The sequence below is a fragment of the Enteractinococcus helveticum genome, from assembly GCF_020742345.1.
In the GTDB taxonomy this organism is placed as follows: domain Bacteria; phylum Actinomycetota; class Actinomycetes; order Actinomycetales; family Micrococcaceae; genus Yaniella; species Yaniella helvetica_A.
The window spans coordinates 1-11923 of the sequence record NZ_DYXC01000074.1 but is presented as its reverse complement, the minus strand read 5'-3'; the positions used below and the strand labels follow the sequence as shown (position 1 = coordinate 11923).

General features: G+C 53.8%; 11 protein-coding genes. 9 read left to right on the top strand and 2 right to left on the bottom strand.

The window, feature by feature from the left end:
- Together K8V32_RS07305 and K8V32_RS07300 are read left to right on the top strand one after the other, a co-directional pair.
- Positions 1-1310: anthranilate synthase component I family protein (locus K8V32_RS07305; RefSeq protein WP_303905138.1), on the top strand; the 1310-nt coding region annotated here is incomplete at its 5' end.
- Complete coding sequence (locus K8V32_RS07300; RefSeq protein ID WP_303905135.1) at positions 1307-2137, top strand: aminotransferase class IV; 831 nt, start codon at positions 1307-1309, stop codon at positions 2135-2137. The genes K8V32_RS07305 and K8V32_RS07300, both read left to right, overlap by 4 nt.
- On the opposite strand, the gene phoU is transcribed toward K8V32_RS07300, so the two are convergent.
- Positions 2134-2790: a phosphate signaling complex protein PhoU gene (gene phoU, locus K8V32_RS07295; RefSeq protein WP_303905132.1), complete on the bottom strand. Its 657-nt coding sequence runs from the start codon at positions 2788-2790 to the stop codon at positions 2134-2136. The two genes, K8V32_RS07300 and phoU, sit on opposite strands and share 4 nt — an antisense overlap.
- Before the next feature lie 197 nt (positions 2791-2987).
- Between phoU and K8V32_RS07290 the strand changes: the two genes are divergently transcribed.
- Both K8V32_RS07290 and K8V32_RS07285 read left to right on the top strand, forming a co-directional pair.
- Positions 2988-4184 (top strand): sensor histidine kinase, encoded by a 1197-nt coding sequence (locus tag K8V32_RS07290; RefSeq protein WP_303905129.1) that lies wholly within the window; start codon positions 2988-2990, stop codon positions 4182-4184.
- Positions 4184-4864: a response regulator gene (locus K8V32_RS07285; RefSeq protein WP_303905126.1), complete on the top strand. Its 681-nt coding sequence runs from the start codon at positions 4184-4186 to the stop codon at positions 4862-4864. Before K8V32_RS07290 ends, K8V32_RS07285 begins: the two co-directional genes overlap by 1 nt.
- Positions 4865-4930: 66 nt before the next feature.
- Here K8V32_RS07285 and K8V32_RS07280 read toward each other — a convergent pair whose 3' ends face one another.
- Positions 4931-5482 (bottom strand): hypothetical protein, encoded by a 552-nt coding sequence (locus K8V32_RS07280; RefSeq protein WP_303905122.1) that lies wholly within the window; start codon positions 5480-5482, stop codon positions 4931-4933.
- A gap of 245 nt (positions 5483-5727) precedes the next feature.
- Here K8V32_RS07280 and cysS point away from each other — a divergent pair, with 245 nt between their 5' ends.
- The 5 genes from cysS (at position 5728) to K8V32_RS07255 (ending at position 11123) form a co-directional block, all read left to right on the top strand.
- Positions 5728-7179, top strand: coding sequence for a cysteine--tRNA ligase (cysS, locus tag K8V32_RS07275; RefSeq protein ID WP_303905119.1), 1452 nt, complete (start codon positions 5728-5730; stop codon positions 7177-7179).
- A 26-nt stretch (positions 7180-7205) separates the two neighbouring features.
- On the top strand, positions 7206-8138 hold the full coding sequence (rlmB, locus tag K8V32_RS07270; RefSeq protein WP_303905116.1) for a 23S rRNA (guanosine(2251)-2'-O)-methyltransferase RlmB: 933 nt from the start codon (positions 7206-7208) through the stop codon (positions 8136-8138).
- Positions 8139-8200: 62 nt separating this feature from the next.
- Positions 8201-9262 (top strand): ABC transporter substrate-binding protein, encoded by a 1062-nt coding sequence (locus K8V32_RS07265; RefSeq protein WP_303905113.1) that lies wholly within the window; start codon positions 8201-8203, stop codon positions 9260-9262.
- 105 nt (positions 9263-9367) lie between these two features.
- A complete protein-coding gene (locus tag K8V32_RS07260; RefSeq protein WP_303905111.1) occupies positions 9368-10345 on the top strand; it encodes an ABC transporter permease in 978 nt (325 codons plus the stop codon).
- The gene (locus K8V32_RS07255) at positions 10332-11123 is read left to right on the top strand and encodes an ABC transporter ATP-binding protein (RefSeq protein WP_303905108.1); all 792 of its coding nucleotides are present in this window, start codon (positions 10332-10334) and stop codon (positions 11121-11123) included. Before K8V32_RS07260 ends, K8V32_RS07255 begins: the two co-directional genes overlap by 14 nt.
- Positions 11124-11923: the final 800 nt, after the last annotated feature.

Here is an 11923-nt window from a genome sequence, read left to right as displayed (position 1 = left end):
CATTCTGGTTGGACTCAGCCGCAGCACATCTGGGACAGGGCGACACGTCCATTATGGGAACCAATACTGGTGCCCTAGCCCAAACCGTGCGGTGGGATGTTGCCACAAACCAGCTAGACATTCAGCAAGCCGGCAATCAGACATCCAGAACCGAAGATGTGCTGGACTATCTGCAATACCACGCCTGGCAACCAGAGCAGCCACTTGAGGTTGAGGGGTTCACCGGTGGTTGGGTGGGCTATTTAGGGTATGAAGCCAAACAGGCCACGATGATTGGACACATCAACACCCACAGGGCAGTCACCCCCGATGCATACTGGATCAAACCGCAAGCATTCCTCCGCTACGATCACCGCCGCCAGATCACCACGCTGGTTGCTTATGCCGATGAAACACTGTTGGATACGCTCCAAACCGCGCTAACCTACGGCCCAGGTTCCCAACCAGAGCCCACCACCCATCACCCACCGATGGGACAATGGCGGTTGACCACCGAAGCATATCAACACCGCGCCACCCAGATTCAGGCCATGCTCGAAGGTGGTGAAGCCGCAGGCATCTGTCTGACGGACAGCTATCATTTGGCGGACTACCGCGGAGATAGCCTGGACCTCTACGGGCGATTACGCGCAAAAAACCCTGCACCATATGCCGGATATTTGCGTTTCAATACGTTTGACGATGAGCTTGAAGTCTTATGCGCATCTCCCGAAGAGTTTCTGAAAGTGGACCGCGATGGTCTGGTGGAATCCAAGCCCATCAAAGGCACAGTAGCTCGCAGTAGTGATCCTGCCCAGGACGTGCAGATCGCCCAACAGATGGTCGCTGACCCTAAAATCCAATCAGAAAACCTGATGATCACCGACCTGTTGCGAGATGACCTTGCCAAAGTGACACAACCAGGTACTGTAACGGTACCGAAACTCATGGCGGTCGAAAGTTTCGCAACGGTTCACCAGTTGGTCACCACCGTAACCGGTCACCTGCGCCCGAACACCCCTGTTGTCGAGGCCCTTAGAGCGGTATTTCCCGGTGGCTCAATGACCGGTGCACCAAAATCACTGAGCATAACCGCCCTGGACCACTTAGAAGCCGGGCCACGAGGCATTTACTCCGGAGCCATGGGATGGCTTGGCGATAACAATACCGCCGAACTCAACGTCGTCATCCGCAGCATCATCATTGACGCCGGTCGACTCAGCATTGGAGCAGGGGGAGCCGTGGTAGTTGGTTCCGATCCGGTGGCCGAGGAATTAGAAAAACAACTCAAAGCCCAAGCACTTTTGGACAGTATCGCAGAGCAACCATGACAGGACTCCCGCAGCATTTCGCCTGGACCGGACACGAATTTGAACCCACTGAACCGGTCGAGGATAGTGAAATCCTGGTCGCTGACTCGTGGCGGGTTCGTCAGGGACAAGTGTGGGGGATAGAAGATCACCTGCACCGGTTCTTCACCGGGCTAACAGCTCAAGCAGCGCGTCTGGGTGAAATAGGGGTCACGGATCCGACAGCCTTTGACATGGCACTGCGACATCGCCTGACGCTAGTAGCTGGACAGTATCCAGGAACAGATCTTTTCCCACGCATCAGCCTGGAGACTGATGGCAGGGCGAAACGGCTAATCTTGGTGGCACGGCGGGCACCAGCTGCGCGGGCCACCACCAGCTTATGGATCCCGAACTACACCGATCCGCGCATCAGGCCCACGGTTAAAGGACCGGATATTGACCTGATGCGCAGATTGGTGTCTGAAGCGCCCACTGATGATGTGATCCTCCATGACGGCACCAACGTCATTGAAACGACCACCGGGACGCTACTGGTCTGGGAAAAACCAACAGAACTGGTGTTTTGCCAGGCTACCCAGCAGCTCGCTTCAATATCCGCTCAACGCATTGCCAAATTTGCAAAGTCACAAAGTCTAACTGTGACTCACCGACCGGTGACCATCCAACAGATCGCCACCGGGGAGTACCCGGTATGGTTTGCCAATACGTTGCACGGGATCTCTCCGGTCACCACCATCGGTAGCGTATCCGGAGAAAAACTTATCGCCGACCATCCAAAAACCGCCCATTGGCAAGCAGCATGGTGGTCACGATTCAATGAAATTCCACGAGCAGGCCTTGCCTAAGCGATGACCGGTGGCTCCCATTCGCCGGTCACCAGATAAGCGATTTTCCGACTGATCGATACGGCATGATCCCCGAAACGTTCCAGACGCATGGTCAACAGCGTCAAGTCTTGAGCCTGCGGAGCAGTCAGCGACCACACGTTTTCTGTCACGTTGTTCATGATTTGCGAGTGCAAAATATCGATATCGTTATTAATCTTGACGATATCGCGACCTTCGGTTAAATCATAACTCGTCATCAGACGCTCTAAATGCTCACCCACGCTGACCGCCAGTTCGGCCATCTCCGCGACTTCTAACCGACTCGGCTCGGGTATCACGTGACCCGGGTGGCGCAAACGAACTAAGGCTGCCACGTGACGAGCCAGGTCACCCATACGCTCCATTGAGGACGACACCCGCAGAGCAGCAACCAACAATCGAAGATCAGTCGCAACCGGGTTTTGCAGCAGCAATAATTCGATGGTGCGCTCATCTAGTGCGTTTTGTAGGTAGTCAATGCGAGCATCCTGGGCGATGACCGTTTCAGCCAAGCCCACGTCGTGGGCTTCCAGGGCAACTCGTGCTTGCTTCATAGCTCGATTCACTAGGGTAGCCATTTCGACAAGATCGTCGCCCACGGCCTCCATCTCGGCCATAAAGAGTTTGCGCATGTGATACGTCCTCGTAAATACATTTGAGTGGTTGCAGGCCAATATACCTGCCCATTACTGTCTACTGTTTCGAAACAAAGTAAACGAGCGGTGAATTCTGCCGGACAAATGCGTGTATTAGGCCCCAAAAGACGAAATTGGGCAAACACGTCACCAAAAGTATGGGTACTGTTACATCTGTGGATAGTCTAGTTTCTGTGGCCGTTCTTTTTGGACTGGCCGGTGTGATTGTGACGGTAGGTGCCATGGTCGCCTTCCGGATGTCCTCGCGTTCAAGAATCGAACGACTCGCGGACCACGAACAATCCATCCCCACAGGCGCACTGGATGTGTTGGCTGTCGTGGGGCAGGCCTATGTTATTGTCGACGCCGCTGACACCGTGGTCCGGGCTAACCCATCGGCCTATGCTTTCGGTTTAGTCCGGGGTAACCAGCTGGGACACAAGCAATTAACCGAACTGACGGCCCGGGTGCGCGCGGCTGGACAACTCTATGATTATCGTTTTGAAATTCCTGCGCTTTCGGCACCGGAAGGACACTGGCTGGTGCACCTACGAGCGGCCTCCATCGGTGATCAATACGTTGTGATCATGGCCGAAGACCGATCACAACAGCACCGAACCGAAGCCATTCGCCACGATTTCGTGGCCAATGTATCGCACGAGTTGAAAACCCCGGTCGGTGCCATGAGTCTGCTAGCCGAAGCCATTGAAGACGCCGCAGACGACCCAGAAGCCGTCCGCCACTTCGCCAGCCGACTGACCATCGAATCGATTCGCTTATCCGCGCTGGTCCAAGACGTCATCTCACTATCTCGCCTCCAGGGACGTGACATTGTCGAAACTGCCGAACCCCTCGATATCACCCGACTGGTTTCTGAAGCCATTGACCGGGTGCGAACCGAAGCCTCGGCCCGCGATATCTCCATTCACAGCCGCCAACCCGAACCCCTTTCGGTCTTTGGCGACTACGACCAGCTCATGACGGCGATCCGCAACCTCATCGATAATGCTGTGACCTATTCTCCGGATGGTTCCACAGTGTGGGTTGAAGTGACCAAGCACGACGACGTGGTCCACATTGCGGTATCGGACCAGGGGACCGGTATTGCCGAAGAAGACCGCGAACGCATCTTTGAAAGATTTTATCGGGTTGACTCAGCACGGTCTCGTTCCACCGGTGGCACGGGTCTGGGGCTGAGCATCGTGAAACATACCGTGTCGAACCACGGCGGTGAAGTCACGGTGGAATCGGTTGTTGATGAGGGCTCAACGTTCCTCATCCGCCTTCCAGCGCTCGATCCCGAAGCACATGAAGCCGCCACCGAAGGAACAGAACCCGTAAATAACGGTTCACCAAAACACAACCCTGCTCAAGGAAAAGGAAAACACTGATGACTCGGATTCTTGTCGTTGAAGACGAACCGTCAATCTCAGACCCGCTGTCGTACTTGCTGCAACGGGAAGGATACGAGGTTACCGTCGTTGAAGACGGCCTGGAAGCCGTGGAAGAATTTGAACGTAACGGCGCCGATTTAGTGCTGTTGGACCTCATGCTACCGGGGCAGCCGGGCACCGATGTGATCCGCCAGATCCGGCAGGAATCCCAGGTCCCGGTCATCATGCTCACAGCCAAGGACGGCGAAGTCGATAAGGTTGTCGGTTTGGAACTGGGCGCTGACGATTACGTCACCAAACCGTATTCCTCCCGCGAATTGATCGCCCGCATTCGAGCGGTAATGCGCCGTAACTCGGATTCCGATGAACTCATCCCGGACACCGTGTCAGCCGGTCCAGTCCGTATGGACGTCGAACGCCACGTCGTGTCGGTCGGTGGCGACGAAATCACCATGCCGCTCAAAGAGTTCGACCTACTCGAGATGCTCTTGCGTAATGCTGGCCGAGTCATGACCCGCGGTCAGCTCATTGATCGCGTGTGGGGGCCGGGCTATGTCGGTGACACTAAAACCCTGGATGTCCACATCAAACGCCTGCGCTCCAAGATTGAACCTGACCCGTCGTCACCACGTTACCTGATGACTGTTCGCGGACTCGGGTATAAATTCGAAGCCTAAAGCAGCATTGATGGGTTAAATATTTTGGGCCGGTCGCGTGACCGGCCCAAATATATTAAAGGTTACTTACTGTTCATCGCGGTGGTATGGCCCCTGGAATTCATAGAGATGTTCGATCTGTTCCTGTTCGTTCAGATCGTCAGGGTAAAGGTCACGGTATTCTTCCAGAGTTGGAGGCAGCACTGAAACGTAGAAGTCACTGCTGTTGCCAAACGCGGTGGCAATACCGTCAGCCAAGCCACCTGGTTCGGTACCGACCCTTTCAAGGATGATCTCTTCGTCTTCCAGCTTCAACTGTTCGTTCCCGCTGAGCGTGAATTCAAAAGTTTCATTATTGATTTCTAGTTCAACATTTTGACGATTCGCGGACTTGTTGTGGATCGTACCCATCAGACGGCCGGAATCATTAGCATCGTTGGTGATAACCCCAATGTTCAGGAACTCAACGATGTCGCCGGTGGCAGTATCATCAGCGGAGACAGTAGTCTGGGTGCCGTCGGAGGGTGCATACTCGAACGTCGTTGCCTGCGGGTTAATAGCCGAGCAACCGGTAGTGCCCAGGATGGCAGTCAATGCCAAGCCGGCAAATACGTTCCGGCGAGTTTTGTTGACCTTCACGATGGTTCTCCTCGTATAAATAAGGTGCGCTAGAGGTGATGTTATACCTTGCCTCGGGTCGAATTCGCCCGCAAAACAAGAAGCTTTCGTTCTGAGGTTATCGTATGTGACTAAATGCCGGCTACTTTGCGACAACATATCTCGCAGCCACGGCGCTGTCGCAGAGCTCCCGTGATAGCCACCTTCAGACTGGTATGGGATACAGATTACCTGCTCGACAGTGGACTGAGCTAAAATCGGGCAGCGTGGGACAACGATTTTATGATACAGCCACCGGTGCGATCCGGGACTTCACTCCAATTGTCAATGGCGAGGTCTCTATTTATTACTGTGGCGCAACGGTTCAAGGCAAACCGCACGTCGGACATATCCGTTCTGCGGTGGTCTTTGACATCCTGGTGCGCTGGCTCGAATACGCTGGCTATCGGGTTACTTTGGTACGCAACGTCACCGATATTGACGACAAGATCTTAGACCGCTCGGCCGAATCATACGAGGCAGACTTCACTGCCACCCAAGACTATCCGGCCCGTGAGCCTTGGTGGGCGCTGGCTTACCGGTTCGAAAACGCATTTGCCGAAGCCTATGAGGCTCTGGGAGTACGCCGTCCGACATATGAGCCGCGAGCAACCGGACACATTCCTGAAATGATCCAGCTGATTCAGCGACTTATCGACGCCGGACACGCATACGTTGCCTTGGATGGTTCGGCTGATGTGTATTTCGATGTGAAGTCTTGGCCTGAATACGGGGCGCTCACCCACCAATCGGTGGACAAGATGCAAGACGCCGAGGATGCGCCCACCCGTGGCAAGAAGGATCCACGAGACTTTACCTTGTGGAAATCCACTCAAGAGTCGGATCCGGCAGGTGCCTCGTGGGATTCGCCGTGGGGAGCCGGCAGGCCCGGCTGGCATATTGAATGCTCGGCGATGGCAACCAAGTACTTGGGTCGCCAATTTGATATCCACGGTGGGGGACTAGACCTGCGGTTCCCACACCACGAAAATGAACTGGCCCAATCCACAGCGGCCGGCGATCATTTTGCCAACTTCTGGATGCACAACGGACTGGTCACCGCCGAGGGTGAAAAGATGTCCAAATCCGTGGGCAATACGGTGTCTCCAGAAGAAATGTTGACGATGGCCCGTGCCGGCGCGGTCCGCTATTTCCTGGGCCAAGCGCACTATCGGTCCCAGCTGGATTACCATCCTGCAGCCCTGGAGGAGGCGAATAGTGCACTGGAACGCATTGAGGCGTTCCAGGCTCGTGCGGCAAAACTCTTGACCACCCCGGTCGGTGTTGACACCGTGCCGGAACAATTCGTACGCGCCATGGAAGACGATCTGAATGTGCCAGAAGCCCTGGCGGTGTTGCACGCAACTGTGCGCTCGGGAAACTCGGCCCTTGATGCCAACGACATCGATGCCGTCAAGACCCACCTGAGTCAGGTCAACACGATGGTCGAGGTGCTCGGGCTGAACTCGGCCGAAGAACACGATGGCCGAGCAGATTCGGTGACACATCGTGTCCTGGAAACCTTGGTATCAGCACAAATCGAGGCGCGGGCTCAAGCACGACAAGCACATGATTGGGCAACCGCCGATGCGATTCGAGATCTACTGGCCACAGCCGGCGTCGTCGTTGAAGATAGTTCGCACGGCGCGACCTGGTCGATTACAGAACCCCAAGAATAAGTTTTTCCAGCAGAAAGGACGAGCAAATGAGTACTCGTCGCAGTGGCTCTTCACGTAAGAAGAAGGGCCCAACCAAAGGTTCCGGTGGCCAAGGACGTCGCAAACTTGCAGGCCGTGGGCCCACCCCCAAAGCCTCGGAACGGACCTGGCATAAAAATTACCGGCCCCCGGCACCGAAGAAAAAAACGCAGCGCACTACGGAGGCCGTTGCTGGTCGCAACCCGGTTGTTGAGGCCCTTGAAGCAGAAGTCCCCGCTAGCACCTTATACGTGTCAGGTGGAGTGGAAATGGACGATCGGATTCGAAAGTCCGTGCGTCTAGCCGCCGATCGTGGCATCCCGGTATTGGAAGCCACTGAAGCGCAGTTGGCTCGGATCACCGATAACGCCCGGCACCAAGGTATTGCGCTGCAGGTGCCACCATATGAATACGAAAACGGTATTGATGTTGTCGTTGACTTGATGGATGACTGGTCTAAAGGGTACCGACATAAGCCACCGCTGGTTGTTGCGCTGGACTCGATCACCGACCCCCATAACTTGGGTGCCATTTTGCGTTCCGCTTCAGCCTTTAGCGCAGATGCGGTGGTCATTCCGTCACGCCGTTCAGTCGGGGTAACTTCCACCGTTTGGAAAACCTCGGCAGGAGCAGCGGCCCGTGTTCCAGTTGGGAAGGTCAGTAACCTCAATAGTGCCCTGACTGAATATAAAAAAGCTGGCATGTTTACCATCGGCCTTGACGGTAACGGCACCCAGTCCTTGCCCGGGTTGCCACTGGCCACGGAACCTCTGTGCGTCGTCGTCGGTTCTGAAGGCACCGGACTGTCGCGATTAGTTGCCGAAAATGTGGACCAGATCGTGTCGATTCCAATCTCTTCTCAGTTGGAGTCCCTCAACGCATCGCTGGCTGCGGGGATTACCCTGTACGAAATTGCCCGACTTCGGGCTAAGATTGACTAACATACGCCCATGTGGCGTAGGGCACAATTCATCACTTGCATCAGTACAGAGTTGGAGTAGGAATGAAGAAAACTACCCTATTGAAAACAGCGGCGAGCGTTGCCGCCATGGGGCTGCTGCTCACAGCGTGCGGTTCCGATGACGGCGGAGACAACGGTGACGCAGCCGGGGAAACTTACCAGATCGGCATCGCTCAGTATGTCTCGCACCCGTCACTGGATGCGACCGCACAGGGCATCAAAGATGTGCTGGAAGAATCTGAGCACAACTTCGAGATCGACGAGCAAAACGCTCAAGCTGACCAGGCCACCATGAATAACATCGTGGGTGGCTATGCCGGAGATGCCGATCTTGATGCCGTAGCCCCGATCGCCACTCCGGTTGCTATTGCTGCCGCCACTACGATTACGGACACCCCAATTGTCTTCTCAGCGGTAACCGACCCGGTTGACGCTCAGTTGGTTCCTGATTGGGATACCCCGGGAGACAACATCACCGGTGTTTCGGATATGAACCCGGTGGATGACCAGTTGCAGTTGATTCTCGATGTTGTAGGTGACGCTGAAGTCATCGGTATCCCATACTCATCGGCTGAATCTAACTCGGTTGTCCAGGTCGATGCAGCCAAGGAAGCCGCAGAAGAACTCGGCGTAGAGATTCAGGAAGTCGCCGTCACCAATACGTCTGAGGTCGCCCAAGGTGTCGAATCCTTCGATAACGTCGATGCCATCTACGTGCCAACCGATAACACTGTTGTATCCGGTTTGGAAACGGTTATTTCTTATGGCATCGATAACCAAGTCCCGGTTTTCGCCGCTGAATCAGATTCAGTGGAACGTGGCACTATCGGTACATATGGCCTGAACTACTATGAACATGGTCGCCAAGCCGGAGAAATGATCTTGGCACTGGTAACCGGTGAAAAAGAACTCGCCGACACCCCGCCTGAGCGTGCTGATGAAGCTGCTTTGGAATACACCTTCAACTTGGAAGCCGCCGAGCAAATGGGAGTAGAAATTCCGCAAGATCTGCTCGAAGGAGCAAATATCACGGGTGAAGACGATGCTACCGAAGCCGAGGACACCACTGATCAAGAAACCGACGCTGAGGAATCCGCTGAGTAACTCACACGGTATTCACTAACCTGCAAAAATCTAAGCGGGCCCGGGCTACGATTTGACTGCCCAGGCCCGCTTATCAGACTTCATGAAAGGTAGCCCCGGACTGCTATGACCGTGACATTAGAACTCGGTCTCATATATGCCATCATGGCCCTTGGTGTATATCTGACCTTCCGTATTCTGAATTTTCCCGACTTGACGGTAGACCAATCATTCACCACGGGTGCGGCGACGGCGGCTATCTTGATGGTCAACTACGACCTAAACCCGGTTCTTGCCCTGGGGGCGGCTTTCATTGCGGGCGCACTAGCCGGTGTCGTCACCGGCCTGCTTCATGCAAAGGGCGGAATCAACCCGTTGCTTGCCGGAATTTTGACGATGTTAGCGCTCTATTCGATTAACCTGCGTATCATGGGCAACCGCGCGAACGTGCCGCTGCTTGGACATGACACTGTCTATAGTTGGTTCAGCGCCAACGGTATTACCGGCTGGGTGCTGATCTTGGTACTGTTCGTAATCATCCTGATCTTCAAATTCTTGTTGGACTGGTTCCTCGGAACCGATATGGGCCTGGGACTGCAAGCTACCGGTGACAATGAAGAAATGGTCCGCTCATTCGGTGTATCAACTGATGCCATGAAAATCGTTGGTCTTGCCGTGTCGAACGGTCTAGTCGGATTAGCCGGCGCATTCATAGCCCAGAAACAAGGCTCCGCTGACATTTCGATGGGTATTGGCCTGATTCTGGTCGGCCTGGCGTCGGTCATTTTGGGCCAAGCTCTATTTCATAACCGATTCGTCACCAGTTTTGCTGATACGGCGGTCGGGCGCATCATCTTTGGAACACGAAACCGTGAAGTCCTTATGGCAACGACGGCTGTCATCTTCGGCTCCATCATTTACCGTGCCGCTGTCCAGGGCGCATTGGCCATTGGATTCAACCCGAACGATATGCGCTTGATCTCAGCCATTATTGTGGTACTGGCCCTGCTGATACCGAAGTGGCGCGTAAGGACAAGGGCAAAATCTATGACAACTGTCGAGACCCAGCCCGCACTTGAGGAGGCCACCAATGCTAAAGCTTAAGAACATCAATAAAACGTTCTTCCCGAATTCCATCAATGAGCGGGTGGCCCTGTCGGGGATCAATCTTGAACTCGATGACGGCGACTTCGTCACGGTGATCGGCTCAAACGGTGCTGGGAAATCAACAGTACTGAACACCATTGCCGGCAAAGTTTCTCCTGATACCGGAATTGTCGAAATTGCCGGCCGGAATGTCACCCGGATGAAAGACTTCAAACGGGCGAAATATGTTGGACGAGTTTTCCAAGATCCGATGGCTGGTACCTCGCCAGACCTAACGATCGAACAAAACATGGCACTGGCGGAACGGCGCGGACAACGTCGTGGATTGAGCTTTGGCATCACGAAAGCTAAACGCCAGCGCTTTGCCGAAGCACTTGAAGTTCTTGAACTTGGTTTAGAAAAACGTTTGAGCGCCAAAGTTGGCCTGTTGTCAGGAGGACAGCGCCAAGCGCTGTCGTTGCTCATGGCCACATTTTCTCAACCAAAGATCCTCCTGCTCGATGAACACACAGCTGCTTTGGACCCAGAACGAGCACGACTTGTAACACATCTAACTGAAAAGGTAGTTGCAGAACAAAAACTGACCACCCTGATGGTCACCCACAATATGAGCCAGGCGCTAGAAGTCGGTAATCGTCTGATCATGATGCACGAAGGCGAAATCATTCTCGATGTCTCAGACAAAGACAAAGCTTCGATGACTGTCGAAGATCTTCTGGCACAATTCTCCAATATCAAAGATGCGACAGTCTCAGACAGGACGTTGTTGCAGTAGTTAAAATTCGAGCGTCGCGGGCGGGACTATCATGTGGTCCCACCCGCGTTGTGTTTTAACCGGAAGACAAATGGGAGCCCAGTTTGGGAACGAAAACTGAACAACCTGGAGACCTCAGTCACAGTTGATGGTAGGTTGGGTGGCTAGGTGCTGAATAAGTGGTGTATTACCGGTAAAGACCGAAGTAAAACGACTAATGAATTGATGCTTCCGCCCGTTTTGCATTCGAAATTTATCTGTGTATAGTTATCTCTCGTGCCCAGGGCGGACCGGAGACGGGAAGCCCTGAGACACAGAAGTTCTTTTTATAAAAACATACGATGATTCCATGATCTGAGCCGTGTTGACAGTCGATATTCATTATGTGATATGCTGTTGATCCGGTCGAAAAAACAAGCAAGGAATTGCTTGAAACGATAGATCGGCGAAATCTTCTGAACACTTCAAATGCACTTCAGGGTGCATGTGCCAAGCATAAATACATGTTCATGTGATTGTGCTGATGTGACGGGGATTATCGCAGATGGAGTTGACATTCTGATCAGTCATTCTGATAGAATGTTCTTCTGTTGACCGAGGCGTAAGCTTCTGGTCATGATATGTTTACTTATAAAATAGACTAATAGAACCTGAAGTTCCGTATGGGGCTTCTTATGGTTTTGTTTCCTATTGGCTGGCATGTCTTGTGTGGGTGTGTTGGTTGGTGGGTGTGGTTGTTTGAGAACTCAATAGTGTGCCAAGTTTGTTTGATGCCATTTTTTGAATGGTTGCTGTGGTTGTCCTACCTCCGTGGGATGATG

Excerpts from the sequence above, each read along its gene's own strand:
- K8V32_RS07265 (WP_303905113.1), top strand. The coding sequence starts at position 8,201 with ATGAAGAAAACTACCCTATTGAAAACAGCGGCGAGCGTTGCCGCCATG.
- phoU (WP_303905132.1), bottom strand. The coding sequence starts at position 2,790 with ATGCGCAAACTCTTTATGGCCGAGATGGAGGCCGTGGGCGACGATCTT.
- K8V32_RS07285 (WP_303905126.1), top strand. The coding sequence starts at position 4,184 with ATGACTCGGATTCTTGTCGTTGAAGACGAACCGTCAATCTCAGACCCG.
- K8V32_RS07260 (WP_303905111.1), top strand. The coding sequence starts at position 9,368 with ATGACCGTGACATTAGAACTCGGTCTCATATATGCCATCATGGCCCTT.
- rlmB (WP_303905116.1), top strand. The coding sequence starts at position 7,206 with ATGAGTACTCGTCGCAGTGGCTCTTCACGTAAGAAGAAGGGCCCAACC.
- K8V32_RS07255 (WP_303905108.1), top strand. The coding sequence starts at position 10,332 with ATGCTAAAGCTTAAGAACATCAATAAAACGTTCTTCCCGAATTCCATC.
- K8V32_RS07300 (WP_303905135.1), top strand. The coding sequence starts at position 1,307 with ATGACAGGACTCCCGCAGCATTTCGCCTGGACCGGACACGAATTTGAA.